The sequence below is a fragment of the Kitasatospora sp. NPDC023120 genome, assembly GCF_055560835.1.
Genome location: NZ_JBVHHY010000018.1, coordinates 51,266 through 74,627 on the forward strand (window position 1 = coordinate 51,266; position 23,362 = coordinate 74,627).

Sequence of the window (23,362 nt, forward strand, 5' to 3'; positions counted from 1 at the left end):
GCCAGTCCCGCCGCCCTTCGTCTGAAAAGCGTACAAACTAGGCTTTCTTCATGGACCCCATGCCGGACCTCCCCGAGGCCGCCCCCGAGCCGACACCCCATCGGGTGCCCGAGATCGCCTCGCTCGGCCTGGACACCCTGGTCACCGAGGTCGCCGAGCGCCTGCAGTCGGCCGCCGCCGTCACCGACCGGATGCAGCGGCTGCTGGAGGCGGTGGTCTCCATCGGCGCCGGCCTGGACCTGCACGCCACCCTGCACCGGATCGCCCTCGGCGCCGCCGAGCTGGTCGACGCCCGCTACGCCGCGCTCGGTGTGATCGCCCCCGGCGGCACCGGCCTGGCCGACTTCATCCACGTCGGCGTGGACGACGACATCGCCGCCGGGATCGGCGAACTGCCGACCGGGCGCGGCATCCTCGGCGCGCTGATCGACCGTCCCGAGCCGCTGCGGCTGGTCGACCTCGGCGCCGACCCGCGCTCCTCCGGGTTCCCGCCGTACCACCCGCAGATGAAGACCTTCCTGGGCGTGCCGATCCGGGTCCGCGAGGAGGTGTTCGGCAACCTCTACCTCACCGAGAAGAAGGGCGGCGGCGCCTTCACCCCGGAGGACGAGCAGGTGGTGCACGCGCTCGCCGCCGCGGCCGGCGTGGCGATCGAGAACTCCCGGCTGTACGAGGAGGGCCGCCGCCGCGAGCGCTGGATCGCCGGCGCCGCTGCCGTCACCACCGCGCTGCTCTCCGCCGAGCAGGCCGAGACGGCGCTGACCGTCGCGGCCGAGCAGGTACGGGAGTTGGCGGACGCCGCGCTCGGCATGATCCTGCTGCCGACCGGCCCGGAGGGGGAGGGGGACGGGCAGATGCGGGTCGCCCACGCCTCCGGCGAGGTGGCCGAGTTCGTCCGCGGCGAGCTGCTGCCCGAGGAGAGCTTCGCGGCCCGGCTGCTGGCGGGGGAGAGCGTCTACCTGGACGACATGTCCAGCGACCCGACCGTGGTGATGCGCCTCGCCCGCCGCTTCGGCCCGTCCATGGCGGTCCCGATGGTCGCCGCCGGGCGGGTGCTCGGCGGGCTCTGCGTCTGGCGCCCGTGCGGGGCACTGCCGTTCACCGACAGCGAGAAGCAGCTCGCCGAGACCTTCGCCTCGCAGGCCGCGCTCGCCCTGCGGCTCGCCGAGGGCCAGCGCGACCAGCAGCGCCTCGCCGTCTTCCAGGACCGCGACCGGATCGCCCGCGACCTGCACGACCTGGTGATCCAACGGCTGTTCGCCACCGGGATGATGCTGGAGAGCGCGGCCCGGCGGGCCCTCGTCCCCGAGGTGAAGGTCGGCATCGGCAATGCGGTCGACGAACTGGACGCCACCATCCAGGAGGTCCGCACCACCATCTACGCCCTGCAGCACGACAATCACGGCGACGCGCCGGACACCCTGCGCACCCGGGTGCTGCGGGAGGCCAGCCAGGCCGCGGCGGCACTCGGCTTCAAGCCCTCGGTGAGCTTCGTCGGTCCGGTGGAGAGCCTGGTCGGCGAGCAGACCGGGCGACAACTGCTCGCCGCACTACGGGAGATGCTCTCCAACACGGCGCGGCACGCGCGGGCCTCCCGGGTCGGCGTCGAGGTCGACGCCACCGTCCACCTGGGCGAGGACGGCAGGCCGGTCGGCGGCGACCCCGAGTCGCTGGACCGCGGCGGTCGGCCCGGCGTGCTGCTCACCGTGACCGACGACGGCGTGGGCATCCCGGCGGGCGGCCGGCGCAGCGGACTGCTCAACCTCGCCCGGCGCGCCGAGGCGCTCGGCGGCGACGCCTGGCACGAGAGCGGGCCCTACCGGAAGGGCACCATGGTGCGCTGGACGGCCCGGCTCTGAGCCGTCCGGCAGCCCTCCGACAGCCCTCCGGGCAAAGGCAAGTGAAAGTTAAACGGGGGAGAACTTCCCAACCAACAGCGCAAGTTGTGAACGTTCTCGGCTTTCGTCGGCTCTGTGTGCACACATAGCTTTGCTTCGCTCGGAGGGGAATCCGGAAGGTAACCGGACGGAGGGGGCAGTGGACGCTTCCGGCCGCGGTCACACCGCAGCAGGGGCACGTCGAGGGGGGTTCCGCGCCGAACGGGCCGCGGACGGGCGCTACCGCTGGCAACTGAAGGCGCCCAACGGACGGGTGGTCGCGATCACCCCGGCCGCGTTCGAGACGGCGGGCGAGGCCGAACGCGCCTTCGACGGCCTGCGGGCCGGGGCGGTCGGACTGACCGCCCGCATCACCCACGTCCGGGACGGCATCGGCTGGGTCTGGGTCGTCCCCGGTTCGCGCAGCCTCCCCGAGGTGCGGTCCAGCCGCGCGTATGAGCGGTACGCGACCTGCCAGAACGCCTTCCGGCGGTTCGTGGTGCTACTCTCCAAGCAGTCGCCGCGCGAACTGCCCGGGCACACGGCGCAGTCGAGACGCACCAATGGCCGCTGAGCGGCGCGGTCCGGCTAGGCGAGCCCGAGCAGCTGCTCCAGCACCGCCGCGACGCCGTCCTGCTCGTTGCTCACCGTGTGCAGCGACACCGCCGCCAGCACCTGCGGGTGGGCGTTGGCGACGGCGTACGCGGTGCCGGCCCAGGCCAGCATCTCCAGGTCGTTCGGCATGTCGCCGAAGGCCACCACCTCGCCGCGGTCGATCCCGTGCTCGGCGCACCAGCGGGCCAGCGTGCTGGCCTTGGTGACGCCGGGCGCGCCGATCTCCAGCAGCGGGATCGCCGCGGAGCGGGTGATCTCGGCCAGGTGCCCGGCAGCCGCCCGGGCCTCGATGAGGAAGGTGTCCGGGTCGAGCTCCGGGTGCTTGGCCAGCAGCTTGAACAGGCCCCGGACCGGACCGCCGGCCCCCAGCAGCTCCTCCGCCGAGCCGACCGCGTGCTCCAGCTCGTCGCCCCACATCGGCACCGCGTACTCGGCCTCGCGGGCCCAGCCGTCCGGGTACTCGAAGGCGAAGGCGGTGCCGGGCAGCTTGGCCCGCAGTACCTCGACCACCGCGAGCGTGGTCTCCACCGGCAGCGGGAACGACTCCAGCAGCTCGCCGCGCCGCATGTCCACCACCACACCGCCGTTGGAGCAGATCGCCACCCCGTGGCCGCCGATGTGCTCGCTCACCTGCTGCATCCAGCGCGGCGGCCGTCCGGTCACGAACACCACCTGCACCCCGGCGGCCTCGGCCGCGGCCAGCGCCGCGGCGGTGCGGTCGGTGACGGTGCCGCCGGAGCAGAGCAGGGTGCCGTCCAGGTCGGTGGCGATGAGGCGGGGAGCGGTACGGGGTTCGGTCACCGGTCCATCTTCGCCCATCGGCGCCGCCCGGTCACCGGCGCGGTCGGGGCCCGCCCCAAGGGCGATCCGGGGGTCGGACGAGGCTCGATCCGGCCCTTCGTACGCCGTTTCCGGCCGATCCGCCCCGGCCCGGCGTGTCCCGGCGCCGCACGGCGGGCAGGACTGCCCACGGCCACCCCGTCGGCAGGAAGAGCCATGCCCACACGCCAGCTCCGTGACCAGCCGCCCCCGACCGTCAGCCCCGACTCCTCCGGCCCGGACGCGACCGACACCTCGCGGGACCCGGTCCTGCTCGGCGACGTCCTCTTCCACACCCTCGCGGACCTCGCCCGCCGCGCCGCGGCCCCCAGCCTCCCGGCCCAGCGCACCCGGCCGCACCCGTAGCGCCGCCCGCACCCGTGGCGGGTCCCGGAAACGCCGAGGGCCTCCCGGCAGCTCGCGTCGCGAGCTCCCGGGAGGCCCCTTTCACGGGTACTCCACGGCGTCCTTAGCGGAGCGCCAGCGACAGGGCCGTCACGTTGGAGTTGTCGACCGGCACCGGTGCGTGGAACCAGACGCCGTCGGCGCTGTGGACCTCGTACAGCTTGCCGTCCTCGATGGCCTCGATCACGCGGTTGTTACCCGGGGTGATCTTGCCCGACAGGGCGGTGATGTTGCCGGTGATGCCGGGGATGACGCCGTCGTGCCAGCCGTCGGAGGCGCTGTAGACCTCGTGCAGCTGGTTGTCCTTGATGGCCTCGATCACGCGGACACCGGACTTGTTGTAGTTGAAGCTCAGCGCCTTGATGCCGGACAGGCCGGGGATGACGCCGTCGTGCCAGCCGTCGGAGGCGCTGTAGACCTCGTGCAGCTCGCCGTCCTTGATGGCCTCGATCACGCGGGCGCCCGAGGGGCTGTAGCTGAAGCTCATCGCGGTGATGCCGGACAGGCCCGGGATCACACCGTCGTGCCAGCCGTCGTCGGCGCTGTACACCTCGTGCAGCTCGCCGTCCTTGATGGCCTCGATCACGCGGGCGCCCGAGGGGCTGAAGCTGAAGCTCATCGCGGTGATGCCGGACAGGCCCGGGATCACACCGTCGTGCCAGCCGGTGGTGTCGGTGTAGATCTCGTGCAGCTCACCGTTCTCGATGGCCTCGATCACCCGGTTGCCGTTGGCGTTGTAGGTGAAGCTCAGCGCGGTGACGCCGGAGACGCCCGGGACGGTGCCGTCGTGCCAGCCGGTGGTGTCGGTGTAGACCTCGTGCAGCTGGCCGTTCTCCACGACCTCGACCGTCCGGTCGTAGCCGGCGTCCGGGTTGCAGACCAGCTTCATGACCTTGTCGGCGTCCGGGGTGCCCAGACCGGTGGCCATGTCGTAGCCCGCGCCGGCCCAGTACAGGCCGCCCTGGATGCCGATGTCGTTGTTGCCGTAGGTGACGTCGCGCAGGGTGCCGAGACCCTTCTTCGCGCTCCAGTAGAACGCCGGGGCGATGAAGCCCACGCGGCCGGTGCAGCCCGCGTTGTTCTGGTGCGCCGAGATGGCGGCCCACAGCGGAGCGGCGCCGCTGGTGCCGCCGATGATCATCCAGTAGCCGGCGCCGGTGGCGACCATGTAACCGGTCGACGGGTCGGCGTTGGCGGCCACGTCGGGGACCTGGCGGCAGGCGGTGCCGGCCGCGCCCTGGCAGCGGTTGGCGTAGCCCGGTCCGGCGAAGCCGGCCTGGTAGCCGCCGTTGGTGAGGGACCAGCGGGAGACGCCACCACCGGTCGCGCCGCCGTTGTGGTTCCACACCGTCTCGGAGACGGAGCCGCCGTTCACGGTCAGCGTGGTGCCGCCGACACCGGTGACGAACGGCTGGCTCGCCGGGTCGGAGGTGCTCAGCTGGTTGGTGATGTTCGCCGGAGCGCCCATGTTCTTCAGGTAGTTGCAGCCGCTGGAGCCGTCGTCACCCGAGGCGGCGACCACGGTCTGGCCCTGCAGCGCGGCCTGGAGGAAGATGTCGCGCTCGGCGGACAGGTCGCTGCCCGACATCACCTGGTCGCAGACGCCCCAGCTGGTGCTGATCACCTGGGCGAAGTTGTCCGAGACGATCTGGCGGTAGGTGTTCTGGATGTCCGCCTGGGTGGCGCGCGAGGCGTCCGGGCCCTGGTAGACCAGCACCTTCGACTTGGGCGCGAGGCCGATGACGGTGTCGATGTCCAGAGCGGTCTCGACGCCGACGCCGTCGTTGGTCGGCGGGGCCTGGTAACCGGCGTTGACCTTGACCCGCTGCACCGAGGCGCTGGTGCCGTAGCAGGACTGGAAGGTGTTCACGGCGGCGTCCGAGTACTCCTCGAGCGCGAAGATGGCGACGGTGGTGCCGTAGCCGCCGTCGGTCATGCCGTTCAGCCCGTAGGCCGAGGCGAGCGCGGAGGGGCTGAAGTAGTCCTTGCCGTCCGCCTTGCCCGGGAACTGGTTGGCCACGCCGGCGCACAGGGCCGGGTAGCCGCCGGTCGCGGCGGGCGTCGCGGCCGAGTGCGCGAGCCCCGCGCCGCCCTGGCCCTTGGACCCGACGACGTGGTTGCTGTGCGCCTGGGCCAGCGTGTTCAGGCCGACGACGCCGGTGATCGAGCCGGCCACGTCCGAACGCACCGCGGGGGCCGCGGTGTTCAGGAAGCCGGTCCGGCCGTCGGACGTCTGGTAGCCGGCCAGGTCCACGTCGAAGGCCTTCTTGGCCTGGGCGACGGTGGTGGTGACCGGGATGGTCAGACCGTCGGACGCGAGAGCACCGGGAGTCAGGCCCTGCGCGGTGAGGGCCTGCTTGACCTTGGCGACGGTGGCCGGGTCGGCGCCGAAGCGCTGCGCGAACTCACCGGTCTTCAGGAACTGGTGGTAGAACGGCGACGACTTGTCGCTCACCGCCGAGGCGAGCGCGTTGGCGCCGGCCTCGTCGCGGGACTTCAGGTGCACGCTCAGCTGCACCTGGGTGTCGTCGGCCGGAGCGGCGGTCTTGGTCGCGTCGCTAGGGGCGGTCGGCACGCTGCCGACGCGCTGCGTCGTCGGCGCGTCGGCGTGCGCGACCGGGAGGCCGGCGTAGGTGACCAGAGCCGCGGTGGCTATGGCCAGGGTGGCCGCGCGCGACAGCGGATTGGTGATCCGCGTCGGCCGGGCGTGTGGCGTCGGATGGGACATCCGCGCTCCCCCCAATTTGATGATCCGATGGTCTTCTCGAACGAGAGTCCGACGGGATTTCTATCAGGCCGTGCGGACACCTTCACAAGGGATTACCGGGTTGACTCCGCGTGGGGTCCGCGGAGCCGTCCCCCGAAGGGTCGTTGGCATGCGACTGACCATGGCTGACCCTCCGTCCACCGATGCCGCCTTCGCAGGGCCTCCTTCGACGCTCCGGACTTCCTCCCCGTGTTCGGGCCGGCTCCGCCCGGCGGCGCGGGCGGAGCCGGCTGCCGTTCAGGAGGAGAGGCGGTTCAGTGCTGCGGTGGCGGTGCCTTCGACGGAGCCGGCCTGGCCGGTGACCTCGACGATGGCGACCTTGGTGCCGCTGCGCAGGACCGCGACCCCGCCGGTGGCGGCGCCGTCGCCGTTGTAGGCCGGGTACCAGCGGGCGGTGCCGCCGGCGACGGTCAGGGTGTGGGCCGCGCCGTAGTGCCAGTGGCCGGCGGGCTCGTTCTGGCAGTCCTGAACGAGCGTGACGAGCTGCTTCTCCCAGGAGTCGGCCGCGGCCCCGGTGGGGGCGCCCGCGGCCGACTCCGTCAGCATGCCGTGGTTGTCGAAGGTCCAGTTCACGGACGCGTACGCGGTGGCCTGGCCCTTGGTCAGGTCGCGCATCGTCTGCTCGCCGGAGCACGCGGACAGCGCGTCGCGTCCGGTCAGCCCAATGGTCGCGCCGACCGGGTTCATGCCCTTCTGGAAGTCCTCGCTCTGGACGAGGTGGGCGGAGCCGAGTCCGGGCGCCGCGACCGCGGCCGGGCGGGCGGCGTTGTGCGCGGCCGCGTCGGCGGTGGCCGACTGGGTGCCGACGACGCTGGCCGTGATCAGCGCGGCGGCGAAGCAGGCCGCGGCGGCGACCCGGTTGCGGCGAACGGACTTCTGGACGGTCTGGTTCTCGGTCATCTGGTCCCCCTGCTGGTCGGGACGCCTGCTGCGTCCTCGTACAACCGGGGAGATGCCGCCCAGGGAGGGAAAGTTGGAGCCCTGACCCGCTGTTTCACAGCTGTGACAGAGCGGTCCTGACGACGCGGTCCATCGCGGCCGTGCCCAGGCAGGCCTCGACCTCCAGCACTCCGTAGTGGTTGCCGCTGCGCAGCACGGCGATGCCGCCGCAGGGCTCCTTGCCCTCGGGCGCACTGCCGGTGGTGTTGAGCGATCCCTGGTAGGCACCCATCCAGCGCGCGGTGACGTCCGGGGCGAGCTGCACCGTCGTGGTCTTTCCGTAGACCCAGTGCCCTGGCGTTTCCTCCTGGCAGGGCACCTCCTCCAGCAGCAGGCGTTCGCTGAAGTTCTGCGCCAGGGAGGGGCTCCGGGCGTCGGCGGCGACCTCGCGGGCGACCTGGCCGCCGCTGTCGCCGGCCACTGTGGGGTCGTCCGGGCTGGTGCGGGGGCTGGTCATCAGTCCGCGGAAGTGGGCACCGCGCCCGCCCAGGGTCTGACTGAGGGTCTTCTCACCGGCGCAGGCCGCGTTGGCGTAAGACCCGTCGCCGTACCGGTCGGTGACGTGGATCCGCCCGGTGTCGAGGTCCGGGCCGAACGCCGCCGGTTCCAGAAGGTTCGCGGTCGTCACCGGCCCGGTCGCCCCGGTCGCACCGGTCGGCGCGGCGGAGCCGGAGGCCGAGGACGCGGGTGTCGGGTGCGCGGTGGCGCCGGGGGGCGGTGGCAGGACGAACCGGCCGGCCGCCAGCCCGAGCGCGGCGGCTGCCACCAGGGCGACGACGGCGGACCGGGGCCGGACGGCGACGCGGCCGCCGCCCGTCGTGGGACCGCCGTTCACAGACCGCTGGCCAGGCGCTCGCGCATGAAGTGGCGGGCCCGGTGGATACGGTCCTTGACCGTGCTCATCGGGGCATCCAGTACCTCGGCCACCTGGACGTAGGTCAGGTCGCCCAGGTCGCGCAGCACGAAGGCCTCCACCAGGGCGGGGTGCTGCTGCTCCAGCCCGGCCAGCGCCTCCATCAGGTCGAGCCGGGTCCCGGCGATGACGCTGGTGGTGCGCGGGTCGACGGACTCGGGGAGGTCGGCGTGGCTGTCCTCGGCGCGCCGGCGCATCGAGCGGTAGGTGGACCGGGCGGCGTTCGAGGCGATCACCGTCACCCAGCCCAGGAAGGAGCCGCGGCCGCCGTACTCGCCCAGGTGCGTGCTGATGGACAGGAGCGCGTCCTGCGCGGCCTCCTCCGCGTCGGCGTGGTGGGGCAGGAAGCGCGAGCAGCGACGCAGCACCAACGGCCGCAGCTTGGCCAGCAGGTGCTCCATCGACCCGGGGTCCCCCGCCTGAGCAGCAGCTACGAGCCGTTCCAGCTCGCCTTCCTCGAACACCCGGATCCCCCCGTTTCGTCCCGCCGGGCATCCCGCTCGTCGAACGGGAGTTCCGGACTTCTCCCCGGCTCCGGCAGAATGCTGCCACATGCGCAAGCTCGGCCGTTACCTCCTCCTGGAGCGGCTCGGAGCCGGCTCCTTCGCGACGGTCTGGAAGGCCTACGATCCGGAGCTCGACACCGAGGTCGCGGTGAAGGTGCTGGCCGAGAACTGGGCCGCGAACGCCGATGTGCGCGAGCGGTTCCTGGCGGAGGCGAGGCTGCTGCGCCGGATCGCCAGCCCGCGGGTGGTCCGGGTGCACGACGTCGGGGTGCAGGAGGACCGGCCCTACTTCGTCATGGACTACGTACGCGGCGGCACCCTGGCGGACCGGGTCGGGCAGTGCGACCCGGCGGAGGCGCTGCGGCTGGCCGCGGAGGCGGGCTACGCGGTCCAGGTCCTGCACGAGGCGGGCGTGGTGCACCGCGACGTCAAGCCGTCCAACCTGCTGCTCGCCAGCGGCCCCACGCCCGCCGCGGTGCTGGTGGCGGATCTGGGCAGCGCGAAGCTACTGGCCGACGCGTCCGGGCTGACGGTGACCACGGGCACGCCCGCGTACATGGCGCCGGAACAGGCCTTCCAGACCGGCGGGTTCGACGGCAGGGCCGACGTGTACGCGCTGGCCGTCGTGGCCTACGAGCTGCTGACCGGGCAGAAGCCGTTCGGCCCGGGCGGACGCGCCACGGCCCTGATGACCGACCAGCCGACCGCCTCGACGCTGCCGGCGCTCCCGGCCGGAACGGAGCTCCCACCGAACGTCGTCCTGCTGCTGCGGGCCGCGATGTCCGTCGAGCCGGCGGACCGACCGCCGACCGCCCAGGCCTTCGCGGACGCGCTGCTGGCTCCGGTCCCGCCGTCCCAGCCCCCGGTCCCCGTCCGGGAAGGCCCCGGGTGGTTGACCCCGCGCGCGGTCTGTCTGGCGTCGGGCGCGGTGTTCACGGCGGCGACCCTGCTGAGCTGGCTGCAGCGTTGAATCCGGCAGGAACCGGGTGAGCGGCGGCTGGACGAGGGCGAGGCGATGAAGGCGTCAGATCGGCTCGACCCGCCCTGTGTCGGCAGCGGCATCAGTGGACGTCGCGGCAGTGTTCGGCGGCCCGCCGGCCGCCCCCCGACACGGTGGCCGGCGTCTCGAGGGCGGCAGCGGCCGCAGTGTCGGGGATGTTCGCCCGCTGCGCGAGGAAGCGCACCCAGTGCGGCAGAGGAGCCGCAGAGTAACTTGCGTCTTATGCAAGTAACCCCTGATGAGCCGCTATTTCGCCCCTATGGGTGATTGGAGGCGCGCGGCACGCGCCGTGCTCTGGTGAACTTCGGTCGCCGGCTGCCGGTGGCGAGCTCGCTGAGGCGTTGGCCGATCACGGAGACGCCGGGACGGGGCTCCTGCTCGTAGTACCAGGGCTTGCGTCGGCGCAGCAGCTCCTCGCCGTGCTCGGCCCAGGTGAACCCGGGCTTCCGCAGCAGCTTCCGGAAGACCGCGTCGACTGTCTCCGGGTAGGCGGCGGTCAGTCGGCGGATCGGCAGTGGCGCGATCGACTCCTCGCGCAGGTACGTGCGCAGCAGGTCCTGGTGCCGCCGGCGGCCCGCGAGGGCCGGGTCCGCGAAGAGGTCCCGCAGCATCCCGTAGTCCGCGTAGAAGTTGAGCCCGTCGACTTCGTCGTAGACGATGCCGACTGTGTCCGATTCCGCGAGTCCTCGCGGTAGTTCGAAGGCCGGGAAGGCCAGGCCGGGGAGCCGCCTGCCCCGGGCTCGGTCGGGATGCTCGGCCACGGCGGCCTCCTGCCGGTGCCGGTAGTAGGCGTTGAGCCGCTCCTCGGCTTCGGCAGGGGGAAGGACCAGTTCGTCGCCGCCGCAGAACGCGACAAACGCGGCCCGGTCTTCCCTCATCGACTCCCATCCCTGCTCGATCTTCTCTGGGTTGCGGAAGACCAGTTCGGGGTGGCTAGTGGCCAGTTGGAGTGCGGCCCGGGCGATCTCGGTGGCGCTGGACTTCGGGTAGTGCGACATCGCGCCTGAGATCAGCCACGCGCCGTCGGCCGAATGGACGGGCACCAGGCAGGTGTGCAGGAATTCTCCCTTGGACACTCCGCGGAAGGCCGCCCGCCCGACGTTCGAGTACGTGCGGTACTCCAGGTCGTCGATCAGGTTCAGCAGGACGACGGCGTCCCCGTCCTTGCGCCGGATCTCGAAGATGCCCTCGACCGGGTCACGCCAGCCGAGCAGCATCTCCCGGTCGACTTCGGTCAGGTCCCGCCGCCCGGCGACGAACCGGTCCACTACGGTCGAATCATCCGGCAGGCGGTACCGCAGGATGAAGTTGTCAATGATCCGGATCGCCTCGCCCTCGTCCAGCCGCCGCTCAGGGCCTGCCGCCTCCAGCAGGAGGGGAGTCAACCACCGGTCGAAGCGTGCGCCCTGCGCGAAGGCGACCAGCTCCCCCTTCAACTCGGCGCTGCGTTCGATGAGATCGCTGAGCGAGCGCTCATCGATGCCACGATTCGCGTCCTGCATGGCGATCGCCACGTCCTGCCCTTCCATACAAGCCAGTGCCGAAGTGGTGTGTGAGCTGCTTGGTGTCAGCCGGCCCAGTGGCGGTAGGCCTCGACCCACTCGGCGCCGTCCGGGGCAGGTGTCGGCATCGGCAGCTCCAGGATCCCGATCTGCTGTCGGACGGGGCCGCGGGAGCACACTGCGACGATCCGGCCGTCCAACGTGAGGTCGATGCGGCGCACGGTCACCTCTACTCCGAGGACCGTCGTGCTGAACGGCACCGCGAGGTGCTCCTCGATCATGGTGAACAGGCCCGTCAGCTCCTCGTCCTCGCCGTAGGCGTCGACCGTGGCTTCATCGATCATGGCCTCAAGCTCGGCCTTGCCCTGTGCACCCATGGCGCCACGTTAGCGGGAGCGCGGGTGTCGTCATCGCGGGTTGCTCAAAACCTCACCCACCGGAGCGGACGCGTAGGGTCGATGCCATGCGACTGAGCACAGTGATCCTTCCCATCCACCGGTGGGGCGAGGGGCAGAAGATCTGGCGGCGGGCCGAGGAACTCGGGTTCCACGCCGCGTACACCTACGACCACCTGTCGTGGCGATCGTTCCGGGACGAGCCCTGGTTCGGGGCGGTCCCCACGCTGACCGCCGCCGCGACGGCCACCGAGCGGATCCGGCTCGGCACGCTCGTCACCTCGCCGAACTTCCGTCACCCGGTGACGCTCGCGAAGGAGCTGATCACGCTGGACGACGTGTCCGGCGGGCGGCTCACGCTGGGCATCGGGGCCGGCGGTACGGGCTTCGACGCGACGGCGATGGGGCAGGAGGCGTGGTCGCCCAAGGAGCGGGCGTCCCGGTTCGGCGAGTTCCTGCCGCTGCTGGACGAGCTGCTGACCACCGAGGCCACCACCCGCGAGGGCACCTACTACTCCGCGGTCGAGGCCCGGAACATCCCCGGCTGCGTGCAGACCCCGCGGGTGCCGTTCTACGTCGCCGCGACCGGCCCGCGCGGGCTGAAGCTGGCGGCCGAGTACGGGCAGGGCTGGGTGACGTACGGGGACCCGCGCGGCCCGGCGGACGTGCCGGTGGAGCAGGCGCCCGAGGTGATCGCGAAGCAGATCGAGAAGCTGACGGCGGCCTGCGAGGCGCAGGGCCGGGACGTCGCCACGCTGGAGAAGGTGCTGCTCCAGGGCTCGACGGCGGAGAAGCCGCTGGAGTCGGTGGACGCCTTCGTCGACTGGGCCGGGAAGTACCGGGAGCTGGGCATCACCGAGCTGGTGATCCACTGGCCGGTGCCGGACTCGATCTTCGAGAACGACCTCGCCGTCTTCGAGCGGATCGCCACCGAGGGCCTGGCCCAGCTGGGTTGACGCTCGACGCCGGAGTGCCCGCCCGCCGGGCGCTCCGGCCCTCTCGGTGACGTCGGGGCGAGGCGCTAGTCTGTCCGCCGCACCTTTCACCTGATCATGCGTCACAACGGGGGTTCCTTCGTCATGCCTGCAGACATGCCCGCTTCCAGGAGACTGCTCGCCACCGCTCTGGTCGCCGCCGCCGCGTTCGGTCTCGCGGCCTGCGGCCCGGACAACTCGTCGGACCAGGGCGCCGGAAGCGGGTCGAACACCGCGACCGCCGCCCCGACCGCCGTCCCGACCGCCGTCCCGACCGCCACGGCTCCGGCCACCGCCGTCCCGGGCGGCAGCAGCAGGCCGGTCGTCCCGGGCGGCTCCGCGAAGCCCGCGCCGACGGGCACCCCGGGCGCCTCCGGAGAGCCCGAGGGCTTCTGCACCCACGAGCCGCTGCCGGCCGGCCAGAAGTGGATCTACCCGGGGAAGGGCACCACCGCCACGAACCTGGTGTACAAGGACACCAAGGACGTCTGCGGCGTCAACGACGTCGGCTTCGAGCCGGTGGGCGCCGACAAGACCGCCGCCTTCGCGCCGACCGCCAAGGGCCACCTCAGCTCGGTGCTGGCCGCGCCGAAGGACGTCAACCTGGCCGACCTGGTGAAGCACATCAACGAGTGCCTCGCGACCCCGTACAGCGAGAAGGGCTCGTACCCCTGCTCGGCCGGCGACTACAAGGTGGCGATCGACGCCTCCGGCAAGGTCACCGAGCTGTGGGAGCGCGCGCACTCCTGAGCCGCGGAACGAAGGGCGCCGGGCTGCCCACAACCCCTAGGGGGGAGCGGTCCCGGCGTCATACCGCAGCAGCAGACGGCATCGTCATTCCAGCTCATGGTCCTTACCGGAGAAGACGGTTACGTTTGTCGGCGTGTCCACAGCTGTCATCAAGACGGACGGCCTCACCAAGAGGTTCCCCCGGGTCACCGCCCTCGACCAGCTCACCGTCGAGGTGCAGCCGGGGGTGGTCGGGCTGGTCGGGTCCAACGGGGCGGGCAAGTCCACACTGATCAAGATCCTGCTCGGGCTCGCCCCGGCGACCTCCGGCCGGGGCGAGGTCCTCGGCCTGGACATCGCCACCCAGGGCTCCCGGATCCGTGAGCGGGTCGGCTACATGCCCGAGCACGACTGCCTGCCGCCGGACGTCTCCGCCACCGAGTTCGTCGTGCACATGGCCCGGATGGCGGGCCTGCCCGCCACCGCCGCCCGTGAGCGCACCGCGGACACCCTGCGGCACGTCGGCCTGTACGAGGAGCGGTACCGGCCGATGGGCGGGTACTCGACCGGCATGAAGCAGCGGGTCAAGCTCGCCCAGGCACTGGTGCACGACCCGAAGCTGGTGCTGCTGGACGAGCCCACCAACGGCCTCGACCCGGCCGGCCGGGACGAGATGCTGGGCCTGATCCGCCGCGTGCACACCGAGTTCGGCATCTCGGTGCTGGTCACCACCCACCTGCTCGGCGAGCTGGAGCGCACCTGCGACCACCTGGTCGTCATCGACGGCGGCAAGCTGCTGCGCTCCTCCTCCACCGCCTCCTTCACCGAGGCGACGGCCGTCCTCGCGGTCGAGGTGACCGACTTCCCGGAGGAGCGCGGCCGCGTCCCGGAGCGCCACGGCTCCGAACCGGGTGCGGCCGTCCGCGAGCGCCTCGCCGCGGCCGGCGTCGACGCCCAGCCCGAGGGTTCGCACCTGCTGCTGGTCCGGCTCGCGGACGAGTCGACGTACGACACCATCCGCGACACCGTCGCCGAACTGGGCCTCGGCCTGGTCAGGTTGGAGCAGCGCCGGCACCGGGTCGCCGAACTCTTCACCGAGGAGGGGAGCCCGGGCCGGCCCTCCTCGGAGGGCCACAACGACCAGAGCAGCAAGGGAGGTTCGGACCATGTCGCTGCCTCCTGACACCAGGTCCGCCGATACCGGCGTCATCCACGACATCGGCTACCGCGGCTACCAGGGCCCCCGGCTCGGCCGCGGCTACGCGACCCGCTCGCTCTTCACCCAGAGCCTGCGCGCCGCCTACGGCCTCGGCCGCTCCGGCAGGTCCAAGGTGCTGCCGATGCTGGTGCTGGGCGTGGTGACCGTGCCCGCCGTGGTCTTCGTGGCGATCGCGATCACCCTGAAGCGCGAGGAGCTGCCGGTCGAGTACGCGGGCTACCTCGCCAACCTCGGCCTGGTGGTCTCGGTCTTCCTCGCCGCCCAGGCGCCGGTGCTGCTCTCCCGGGACCTGCGCTACCAGACCGTGTCGCTCTACTTCTCCCGCCCGATCACCCGCACCGACTACGTGCGGGCCAAGTTCGCCGCCATGGTCTGCGCCCAACTGCTGCTGATGGCGGCACCGTTGCTGGTGCTGTACCTGGGCGCGCTGCTCGGCGGGATGGACTTCTCGTACAACACCGGGCACTTCCTGTACGGCCTCGCCGCAGCCGTCCTGTACGCCCTGGTGCCGACCTCGGTGGCGCTGGTGATCGCGGCCACCACCCCGCGCCGCGGCTTCGGGGTGGCCGCCATCATGGGCTACCTGGCGATCAGCGCCGCGGTGGCAGCCGTCGCGGTCGGCATCGGCAACCCGAGCACGACCGGCTCCGACCGCGTGCAGTGGACCTCGCTGATCTCGCCCACCGACCTGGTGGAGTCCCTGGTCAACGAGGTGTTCGACCTCGGCACCGGCCTCGACCGCCGACACGCCCCGGGCGGGCTCGGCATCGCGGTGTTCGCACTCGTGGCCGTGGCCCTGGTGGCCGGCTCGTACCGGCTGCTGCTGAGCCGCTACAAGAAGGTTTGAGAGAGGGCGGCATGGCCACCATCAGCATCGACAAGGTCTCCCGCTGGTTCGGGAACGTGGTCGCGGTCAACGACATCACCATGGCCGTCGGCCCCGGCATCACCGGTCTGCTCGGGCCCAACGGCGCGGGCAAGTCCACCCTCATCCACATGATGAGCGGGTTCCTCGCCCCCTCGGGCGGCTCGGTCACCCTGGACGGCGTGCCGATCTGGCGCAACCAGCAGGTGTACCGGCAGATCGGCCTGGTCCCCGAGCGGGAGTCGATGTACGACTACCTGACCGGCTGGGAGTTCGTCCTCGCCAACGCCGAACTGCACGGCCTGCCCCAGCCGGGCGCCGCAGCCCGCCGGGCCCTGGACCTGGTGGAGATGGCCTACGCCAAGGACCGGCGCACCGGGACGTACTCCAAGGGCATGAAGCAGCGGGTCAAGATGGCCTCCGCGCTGGTCCACGACCCGGCCGTGCTGCTGCTGGACGAGCCCTTCAACGGCATGGACCCGCGTCAGCGGCTCCAGCTGATGGACCTGCTGCGCCGCTTCGGCGCGGACGGCCGCACGGTGCTGTTCTCCTCCCACATCCTGGAGGAGGTCGAGCAACTGGCCCGGCACATCGAGGTCGTGGTGGCAGGACGGCACGCCGCCTCGGGCGACTTCCGCAGGATCCGGCGGCTGATGACCGACCGCCCGCACCGCTACCTGGTCCGCTCCAGCGACGACCGCCGGCTCGCCGCCGCGCTGATCGCCGACGGCTCCACCACCGGCATCGAGGTGGACGGGCGGGAACGGGCGCTGCGGATCGAGGCGGTCGACTTCCAGGGCTTCACCACCCTGCTGCCCAGGGTCGCCCGGGAGGCCGGCATCCGGCTGTACACCGTCTCCCCGGCCGACGAGTCGCTGGAGAGCGTCTTCTCGTACCTGGTCTCCGCGTGACCGCGACCGCGACCGTGACCGCGACCGTCGCCGTGACTGTGACCGCGACCGTCGCCGTGACCGCCGTCGCCCACGAAGTTGCCCAGGAAGCTGCCCAGGAAGGGGCCGTCCGACCATGAACCCCACCGTCGCCAGGCTGACCCTGCGCGGGCTGCTGGGCCGCCGTCGCGGCCTCGCGCTGCTGGTGGTCCCCGCCCTGCTGCTGGTCGTCTCCGCCATCGCGAGCGGGTCGACCGCCGACGCGCACGGCCTGACCGTCAAGATCCTCGGCCAGCTCGGCCTCGGCACCCTCGTCCCGATCCTCGGCCTAGTAGTCGGCACCGGGGTCATCGCCACCGAGATCGACGACGGCTCGATCGTCTACCTGCTCGCCAAGCCGCTCCCGCGGTGGCGGATCATCACCACCAAGCTGGCCGTCGCGATCGGCGTCACCTGGCTGTTCTCGGTCGTCCCGACCCTGCTGTCCGGGCTGCTGCTGTACGGCACCCGGGACGGCGTGGTGCTCGGCTACACGGTGGCGGTGCTGGTCGCCGGGGCCGCGTACAGCGCGCTGTTCCTGCTGCTCGGCGTGGCCACCCGGCACGCGGTGGTGGCGGGCCTCGGGTACGCCCTGATCTGGGAGTCGGTGGTCGGCAACTTCGTCGAGGGCGCCCGCACCCTGAGCGTCCAGCAGTGGGGCCGGGCCGTGGCCGAGGCGGTCGCCGGGGACACCGCGATCGGCGCCGACGTCTCCCTCGGGGCGGCCGTCCCGCTGCTGCTGGGGGTCACCGTCGGGGCGACGGTGCTGGCCTCGGTGAAGCTCGCCGGGCTGACCCTGGCCGGCGAGGAGTGAGCCGTAGGGCGGCGAACGTGCGGCAGCGAACGCAACGGCGGCGAACGCAACGGCGGTGAACCGAACGGCGCCCCGGTCCACCGTCGGGTGGTCCGGGGCGCCGTTGCGGTTCCGGCTCCGAAGAGCCTCAGAGCGTCCGGTTGCGGCCCGCGCCCCAGCCGGCCACGCCGACCACCAGGACCAGCACCAGCATCAGCGCCAGGGTGGTCTCCCAGCCGCCGGTCAGCTGGTGCAGCGCACCGGCGCCGACCGGGCCGGCCGCCGCGACCAGGTAGCCGATCGCCTGCGACATCCCGCCCAGCTGGGCGGCGCCGGCCGCACTGCCGGTGCGCAGCACGATGAACGCCAGACCCAGGCCGAGCGAACCGCCCTGGGCCACGCCGAGGACGGCCGCCGAGGCCCACGCGGCGGAGACCGGCGCGACCAGCAGCATCGCGATGCCGAGCCCGTTGAGGGCGGCCATGGTCACCGCCAGCGCGCGCTGGCTGGTCATCCGACCGGCCATCAGCGGCACCAGGAAGGCGCCGGCCACCTGCACCAGGTTGGAGAAGGCGAAGACCAGGCCGGCCCGCCCGCGGTCCATGCCGTGGTCAGCCAGGATCGTCGGCATCCAGGCCACCAGGGTGTACACCAGCAGCGACGAGACGCCCATGAAGAGGCTGATCTGCCAGGCCAGCGGGGACTTCCAGATGCCCTCGATCGGCTTGCCCGGCACCGCCGCCGCGGCCGACGCGCCCCGCTGCTGACGGTTGCGCAGCACCTGCGGCAGCCAGGCCGCCGCCGCGACCAGCGCGAGCAGCGACCAGGCGCCGAGCGAGGCCTGCCAGCCGCCGCCGAGCGCGTGCTCCAGCGGGACGGAGGTACCGGCGGCGAGGGTCGCGCCGACCAGCATGGTGGTCGAGTAGACGCCGGTCATGGTCGCCGCGCGGTCCGGGAACTCCCGCTTGACCAGGCCCGGCATCGACACGTTCAGCACCGCGATGGCCACGCCGATCACCACGCAGCCCCCGTACAGCGCCGCCACCGAGGGCAGCACCCGCAGCAGCACGCCCGCGCCCAGCACCAGCACCGCGCCCAGGACGACCCGCTCGGCGCCGAACCGGCGGGTCAGCCGGGGGGTGAGCGGGGCGCCGACGCCCTGGAACAGCACCGGCACGGTGGTGATCAGGCCGCTCGCGGTCGCGGAGAGGCCGAAGGTCCGCTGGATCTCGCCGACCATCGGGGAGACCGCGGCCAGGCAGGCGCGCATGTTCAGCGCGACCAGCACGATGCCGGTCAGCAGCAGGAGCGGATGGGCCAGCCGGGCGCGGACGGGGAGCGGGGCAGAAGTGGTGACAACCGGCTGCTGGGCACGGGTGACGGCCATGGGTGTGCTGTTTCTTTCCTGAATGTGCGTGGATGCGGGCGGGAAGGCGGAGGCTCGCGCCGTCCTACTTCCGGGCCGCGATGGCCGCGAGCAGCTGCTCGACGGCCGCGGTCGGGCCGGCGAGCAGCGCACGACACGCCGCCTCGGCCCGGTCCGGGTCACCGCTCTCGATCGCGTCGACCAGCGCCTCGTGGGTGGCCACGACCGCCTCGGGCATGTCGTGGTCGCCGAAGGCGGACGTCATCGACTCGCGCACGGAGGCGCCGAAGTAGCGGTACACCTCGGTCAGCGCGGGGTTGTGCGCAGCCTCGACGACGGCGGTGTGGAACTCCAGGTCGTGCTCGACGGTGGCCTCGCGGCTCGCCCGCTCGGGGTGCGCCGCGAACACCTCGGCCTCACGGGCCAGCGCGGCCCGCATCCGCCGGACGTCCTCGGGGGTGTGCCGCAGCGCGGCCAGCCGGGCGCCCTCGGTCTCCAGCGCGGCGCGGACCTCCAGGACGTCCCGGATGCCGGAGCGCTGGACGCCGCGCAGCACGGCGGCCGGGTCGCTGGTGGAGCGGACGAACGTCCCCTCGCCCTGCCGGGAGACCAGCATTCCGGCGTGCACCAGCACCCGGATCGCCTCCCGCACGGTGTTCCGCCCGACCTGCAGCCGCTCGGCCAGCTCGTGCTCGGTGGGGATGCGCGACCCCACGGGCCACACCCCACCGGCCAACTGCTCCCGCAGCTGGTCGATCGCGGTGTCCACCAGGGATCGCCGCCCGGCCGCCTGCAGGTTGCTGCCGTCGCCGCTCATTCCGGACCTCCCTCTGCCACCCCGCACGCGCCATCACCAGTCGTAGGTCATCCTACAACCCTTGCCCGGTCATCCTACAACTGGCTCGAAAAACAGTACGTGAACACCCGACCACGGTGAATGGCCCGCATCGTCGGCTCGAGCGTGGCCCCGCGCCCCCACCCCGGGCCGCCGAGGCCCGGTCAGCGGGGCGGGTAGAGCTGCTCCAGCACGAGCGCGACGCCGTCCTCGTCGTTGCCGGCGGTGACGGCGTCGGCGACGGCGAGGAGTTCCTCGTGGGCGTTGGCCATGGCGACGCCGTGGGCGGCCCAGCCGAACATCGGGACGTCGTTGGGCATGTCGCCGAAGGCGATGGTGTCGGCGGCGCGCAGGCCCAGGCGGCGGGCGGCGACGGCGAGCCCGGTGGCCTTGGACAGGCCCAGCGGGAGCAGTTCGACCACGCCGGGGCCGGCCATCACGACGCCGACCAGGTCGCCGGCGGCGCGGCGGGCGGCTTCGGCGAGGGCGTCGTCGGTCAGCGCGTGGTGCTGGATGTAGAGCTTGCTGACGGGCGAGCCGAGGAGCTCCCCGCGGTCGACCCGGACGACGGGCAGGTCGGAGCCGATCAGCAGTTCGTAGCCGGGGCCGGCCAGCACCTGGCCGTCGAGGCCGTCCTGGTTGGCGGCGACGGCCAGCGGACCGGTCTCGGCCTCGATCTTCTCGACGGCGAGTGCGGCGAGCCGGCGGTCCAGGGTGAGCGAGGTGAGCAGCTTGTGCGCGCCGGCGTCGTAGACCTGGGCGCCCTGACCGCAGACGGCTATCCCGGTGTAGCCGATCTCGTCGAAGACCGGGCGGGCCCAGACGGCCGAGCGGCCGGTGACGATGATGTGCACCGCGCCCGCGCCGGTGGCCGTGGCCAGGGCGGCGCGGGTGCGCTCGGAGACGGTCTCCTCGCTGGTGAGCAGGGTGCCGTCGAGGTCGGTGGCGACCAGCCGGTAGGGCAGGTCGCCACCGACCCGGTTGCTTTCCGGGGAGACGGGGCTGGGGCTGGTGGTGCTCATGGGCCGGACGTCTCCCGGGAGTTGCGGGTGGTGCGGGTCGTACGGGTCGTGCAGGCGGTACGAGGTCGAAGCGACGACGAACCGGTGCTACTTGACCGGCGGGAGGACGCTCCGCCCGCCGAGGAACGGCCGCAGCGCCTCGGGGACGACGACCGAGCCGTCGGCCTGCTGGTGGTTCTCGAGGATCGCCACGATGGTGCGCGGGACGGCGACCAGGGTGCCGTTCAGGGTGGCGAGCGGGCGGGTCTTGCCCTCCTCGCGCATCCGGATCGACAGTCGGCGGGCCTGGTACTCGGTGGTGTTGGAGGTCGAGGTGACCTCGCGGTACTTGCCCTGGGTGGGGATCCACGCCTCGATGTCGAACTTGCGTGCGGCCGAGGCGCCGAGGTCGCCGGAGGCGACGTCGATGACCCGGTACGGCAGCTCCAGCGCGTTGAGGAAGTCCTTCTCCCACTGGAGCAGGCGGCGGTGCTCGTTCTCCGCGTCCTCGGGGGTGGTGAAGACGAACATCTCCACCTTCTCGAACTGGTGGACGCGGATGATGCCGCGGGTGTCCTTGCCGTAGGTGCCGGCCTCGCGGCGGAAGCAGGACGAGTAGCCGGCGTAGCGCATCGGCAGCTTGTCGGCGTCGAGGATCTCGTCCATGTGGTACGCCGCGAGCGGGACCTCGCTGGTGCCGACGAGGTACCGGTCGTCCTCGGCGAGGTGGTACACGTTCTCGGCGGCCTGACCGAGGAAACCGGTGCCGTCCATGGCGGCCGGGCGGACCAGGGTCGGGGTGATCATCGGGGTGAAACCGGCCGCGGTGGCCTGGGCGATCGCCATGTTGACCAGGGCGAGCTCCAGCAGCGCGCCGACGCCGGTCAGGTAGTAGGAGCGGGCACCGGCGACCTTGGCGCCGCGCTCGGTGTCGATCGCGCCGAGGATCTGGCCGAGCTCGACGTGGTCGCGGGGCTCGAAGCCCTCGGCGGCGAAGTCGCGCGGGGTGCCGATCTCCTCGAGGGTGACGAAGTCCTCCTCGCCGCCGACCGGGGCGGCCGGGTCGATGAGGTTCGCCAGCGAGCGGAGCAGGCGGTCGGCCTCCTCCTTGGCGGCGCTCTGCTCGGCGTCCGCGGCCTTGACCTCGGCGGCCAGTTCCTTGGTGCGCTGCAGCAGGGCGGCCTTCTCGTCGCCCTTGGCCTGGGCGACCTGCTTGCCGAGCACCCGCTGCTCGTTGCGCAGTTCGTCGAAGCGGCTGCCCGAGGACCGGCGCCGCTCGTCGGCGGAGAGGAGGGCGTCGACCAGGTCGACGTCCTCGCCACGGACGCGCTGCGAGGCGCGCACTCGGTCAGGGTCCTCACGGAGCAGGCGAAGGTCAATCACAGGCCCAAGCGTACCGGGCGGTCGTTCCTCCACCGGTACCGGTTTTCCCCTGGGGATAACTGCCCCGATCCTGTGGATAACTTCTGTGGGGAACTCTCCCGCGGCGGGTTATCCACAGGCCTGAGGCCGGGGCTGTGGATCGAAGGGGAAGATCACCCTCCGTGCGACCGAACCAGGGAATTGATGTTTCAAACCTCATTCGACCTTCTCGAGTGAGGGATTGAAGCACTCGGACGGGTGATTTGCTGGCAACCGGGTGACTCTGGTCCGATTAGTCATCTCTGCGACGCAAACCGATGATCCGACCAGTTCTGGGCAATGGCTATACCGGTTTGTCGACTCATCCCCAGGCCTGTGGATAACTCCCGGCTGTGGACAGCGGGGATGCCTGTGGACAGCGGATCCCGGCTCCGGGCGCCCCTGTGGACGACGGGTGCGGTCGCCCGCCCCCGTTCGATCGGCCCGGTCCAAAACGGTCGGAAAAGGTCAGAAAGACGGCAGATGTCGCTCAGATGTCCCCGCGCCCGTCGAGCGCGCGGGAGAGCCAGTCCGCCGCCGAGGTGAAATCCTCGTCCGAGGTCCCCGGGCGCCGGTGGGTGGACTCCTGCTTGTCGGCGCGCGGATAGGAGCCGAGGTAGCGCACCTGCGGGCAGATCCGCTTGAGCCCCATCATCGCCTCGCCCACCCGGCGCTCGGACAGGTGGCCCTCGCAGTCGATCAGGAAGCAGTAGTTGCCCAGGCCTTCGCCGGTCGGCCGGGACTCGATCCGCATCAGGTTGATCCCGCGCACGGCGAACTCCTGCAGCAGCTCCAGCAGCGCGCCCGGGTGGTCGTCCGGCAGCCAGACCACCATCGAGGTCTTGTCCGCGCCGGTCGGCGAGGAGATCCGGCCCGGGCGGCCCACCAGGACGAACCGGGTCGCCGCGCTCTTGGCGTCCGCGATGTCCTTGACCAGCGGGTCCAGCCCGTAGATCGGTGCCGCGAACTCGCCCGCGAACGCCCCGTCGTAGCGGCCCTCGGCGACCAGCCGGGCGCCGTCCGCGTTGGAGGCCGCCGACTCCCAGGTCGCGTCCGGCAGGTTGGCGGCCAGCCAGCGGCGCACCTGCGGCTGGGCCACCGGGTGGCTGGTCACCGTCTTGACCTCGGACAGCTCGGTGCCGGGCCGCACCAGCAGGGCGAAGGCGATCGGCAGCAGCACCTCGCGGTAGATCATCAGCGGGGTGCCGGAGGCCAGTTCGTCGTTGGTCGCGGTGACCGCGCCCTCCACCGAGTTCTCGATCGGCACGAACGCCCCGGCCGCCTCCCCGCTGCGCACCGCGTCCAGCGCGAGCGCCACCGAGGACAGCGGCACCAGCTCCCGGGTCGCCGCCTCGGGCAGGGTGTGCAGCGCCGCCTCGGTGAAGGTGCCGGCCGGGCCGAGGTAGGTGTAGCGGGTGGCCGACATGACGCCTCCGTGGGACTCGGTGCTGCCTGGAACGGACGGTGTGGACGGGATGGTGCCGAGCAGTCACCCTAACGATTCCGCGCTCC

At 72.1% G+C, this 23,362-nt stretch carries 22 protein-coding genes; 10 read left to right on the forward strand and 12 right to left on the reverse strand.

From position 1 onward, the window contains the following. Positions 1-59: 59 nt before the first annotated feature. Positions 60-1,859 (forward strand): sensor histidine kinase, encoded by a 1,800-nt coding sequence (locus tag ACZ3TI_RS25475; protein ID WP_465730203.1) that lies wholly within the window; start codon positions 60-62, stop codon positions 1,857-1,859. Positions 1,860-2,037: 178 nt separating this feature from the next. Next, complete coding sequence (locus ACZ3TI_RS25480; protein ID WP_465729936.1) at positions 2,038-2,451, forward strand: YegP family protein; 414 nt, start codon at positions 2,038-2,040, stop codon at positions 2,449-2,451. Positions 2,452-2,465: 14 nt separating this feature from the next. On the opposite strand, the gene ACZ3TI_RS25485 is transcribed toward ACZ3TI_RS25480, so the two are convergent. Continuing rightward, complete coding sequence (locus tag ACZ3TI_RS25485; protein ID WP_465729938.1) at positions 2,466-3,311, reverse strand: HAD family hydrolase; 846 nt, start codon at positions 3,309-3,311, stop codon at positions 2,466-2,468. Between the two features lie 177 nt (positions 3,312-3,488). Between ACZ3TI_RS25485 and ACZ3TI_RS25490 the strand changes: the two genes are divergently transcribed. Further along, a complete protein-coding gene (locus tag ACZ3TI_RS25490) occupies positions 3,489-3,677 on the forward strand; it encodes a hypothetical protein (protein WP_465729940.1) in 189 nt (62 codons plus the stop codon). A 103-nt stretch (positions 3,678-3,780) separates the two neighbouring features. On the opposite strand, the gene ACZ3TI_RS25495 is transcribed toward ACZ3TI_RS25490, so the two are convergent. From ACZ3TI_RS25495 to ACZ3TI_RS25510, 4 genes are all read right to left on the reverse strand, one after another. Continuing rightward, complete coding sequence (locus ACZ3TI_RS25495; protein ID WP_465729942.1) at positions 3,781-6,444, reverse strand: protease pro-enzyme activation domain-containing protein; 2,664 nt, start codon at positions 6,442-6,444, stop codon at positions 3,781-3,783. 276 nt (positions 6,445-6,720) lie between these two features. Next, on the reverse strand, positions 6,721-7,383 hold the full coding sequence (locus ACZ3TI_RS25500) for a hypothetical protein (protein ID WP_465729944.1): 663 nt from the start codon (positions 7,381-7,383) through the stop codon (positions 6,721-6,723). 94 nt (positions 7,384-7,477) lie between these two features. Next, positions 7,478-8,257 carry a hypothetical protein gene (locus tag ACZ3TI_RS25505; protein WP_465729946.1) on the reverse strand — a complete coding sequence of 260 codons (780 nt, stop codon included), beginning with the start codon at positions 8,255-8,257 and terminating at the stop codon, positions 7,478-7,480. After that, on the reverse strand, positions 8,254-8,799 hold the full coding sequence (locus ACZ3TI_RS25510; protein ID WP_465729948.1) for an RNA polymerase sigma factor: 546 nt from the start codon (positions 8,797-8,799) through the stop codon (positions 8,254-8,256). The genes ACZ3TI_RS25505 and ACZ3TI_RS25510 overlap by 4 nt, the downstream gene beginning before the upstream one ends. A gap of 88 nt (positions 8,800-8,887) precedes the next feature. On the opposite strand from ACZ3TI_RS25510, the gene ACZ3TI_RS25515 reads away from it, so the two are divergent. Further along, a complete protein-coding gene (locus ACZ3TI_RS25515) occupies positions 8,888-9,811 on the forward strand; it encodes a serine/threonine-protein kinase (RefSeq protein ID WP_465729950.1) in 924 nt (307 codons plus the stop codon). Between the two features lie 287 nt (positions 9,812-10,098). On the opposite strand, the gene ACZ3TI_RS25520 is transcribed toward ACZ3TI_RS25515, so the two are convergent. Both ACZ3TI_RS25520 and ACZ3TI_RS25525 read right to left on the reverse strand, forming a co-directional pair. Next, a complete protein-coding gene (locus ACZ3TI_RS25520) occupies positions 10,099-11,370 on the reverse strand; it encodes a hypothetical protein (protein WP_465729952.1) in 1,272 nt (423 codons plus the stop codon). A 38-nt stretch (positions 11,371-11,408) separates the two neighbouring features. Next, positions 11,409-11,720, reverse strand: coding sequence for a hypothetical protein (locus tag ACZ3TI_RS25525; protein WP_465729954.1), 312 nt, complete (start codon positions 11,718-11,720; stop codon positions 11,409-11,411). An 86-nt stretch (positions 11,721-11,806) separates the two neighbouring features. Here ACZ3TI_RS25525 and ACZ3TI_RS25530 point away from each other — a divergent pair, with 86 nt between their 5' ends. The 6 genes from ACZ3TI_RS25530 to ACZ3TI_RS25555 all read left to right on the forward strand — a co-directional run bounded on the left by ACZ3TI_RS25530 (position 11,807) and on the right by ACZ3TI_RS25555 (position 17,268). Then, the gene (locus tag ACZ3TI_RS25530; RefSeq protein WP_465729956.1) at positions 11,807-12,694 is read left to right on the forward strand and encodes an LLM class flavin-dependent oxidoreductase; all 888 of its coding nucleotides are present in this window, start codon (positions 11,807-11,809) and stop codon (positions 12,692-12,694) included. 135 nt (positions 12,695-12,829) lie between these two features. Beyond that, entirely contained in the window at positions 12,830-13,462 is a 633-nt protein-coding gene (locus tag ACZ3TI_RS25535; RefSeq protein WP_465729958.1) for a hypothetical protein, read from the forward strand. A gap of 133 nt (positions 13,463-13,595) precedes the next feature. Further along, a complete protein-coding gene (locus ACZ3TI_RS25540; protein WP_465729960.1) occupies positions 13,596-14,624 on the forward strand; it encodes an ABC transporter ATP-binding protein in 1,029 nt (342 codons plus the stop codon). After that, positions 14,608-15,507, forward strand: coding sequence for an ABC transporter permease (locus ACZ3TI_RS25545; RefSeq protein ID WP_465729962.1), 900 nt, complete (start codon positions 14,608-14,610; stop codon positions 15,505-15,507). Before ACZ3TI_RS25540 ends, ACZ3TI_RS25545 begins: the two co-directional genes overlap by 17 nt. 11 nt (positions 15,508-15,518) lie before the next feature. After that, entirely contained in the window at positions 15,519-16,436 is a 918-nt protein-coding gene (locus tag ACZ3TI_RS25550) for an ABC transporter ATP-binding protein (protein ID WP_465729964.1), read from the forward strand. Between the two features lie 115 nt (positions 16,437-16,551). Continuing rightward, on the forward strand, positions 16,552-17,268 hold the full coding sequence (locus ACZ3TI_RS25555; RefSeq protein ID WP_465729966.1) for an ABC transporter permease: 717 nt from the start codon (positions 16,552-16,554) through the stop codon (positions 17,266-17,268). A 127-nt stretch (positions 17,269-17,395) separates the two neighbouring features. On the opposite strand, the gene ACZ3TI_RS25560 is transcribed toward ACZ3TI_RS25555, so the two are convergent. The 5 genes from ACZ3TI_RS25560 to pheA form a co-directional block, all read right to left on the reverse strand. Then, complete coding sequence (locus tag ACZ3TI_RS25560) at positions 17,396-18,634, reverse strand: CynX/NimT family MFS transporter (protein ID WP_465729969.1); 1,239 nt, start codon at positions 18,632-18,634, stop codon at positions 17,396-17,398. Between the two features lie 64 nt (positions 18,635-18,698). Continuing rightward, positions 18,699-19,430 carry a FadR/GntR family transcriptional regulator gene (locus ACZ3TI_RS25565; protein ID WP_465729971.1) on the reverse strand — a complete coding sequence of 244 codons (732 nt, stop codon included), beginning with the start codon at positions 19,428-19,430 and terminating at the stop codon, positions 18,699-18,701. Positions 19,431-19,612: 182 nt separating this feature from the next. Further along, a complete protein-coding gene (locus tag ACZ3TI_RS25570) occupies positions 19,613-20,470 on the reverse strand; it encodes an HAD family hydrolase (protein WP_465729973.1) in 858 nt (285 codons plus the stop codon). Positions 20,471-20,557: 87 nt separating this feature from the next. Beyond that, the gene (serS, locus tag ACZ3TI_RS25575; protein WP_465729975.1) at positions 20,558-21,832 is read right to left on the reverse strand and encodes a serine--tRNA ligase; all 1,275 of its coding nucleotides are present in this window, start codon (positions 21,830-21,832) and stop codon (positions 20,558-20,560) included. A 508-nt stretch (positions 21,833-22,340) separates the two neighbouring features. Further along, the gene (gene pheA, locus ACZ3TI_RS25580) at positions 22,341-23,276 is read right to left on the reverse strand and encodes a prephenate dehydratase (RefSeq protein WP_465729977.1); all 936 of its coding nucleotides are present in this window, start codon (positions 23,274-23,276) and stop codon (positions 22,341-22,343) included. Positions 23,277-23,362: the final 86 nt, after the last annotated feature.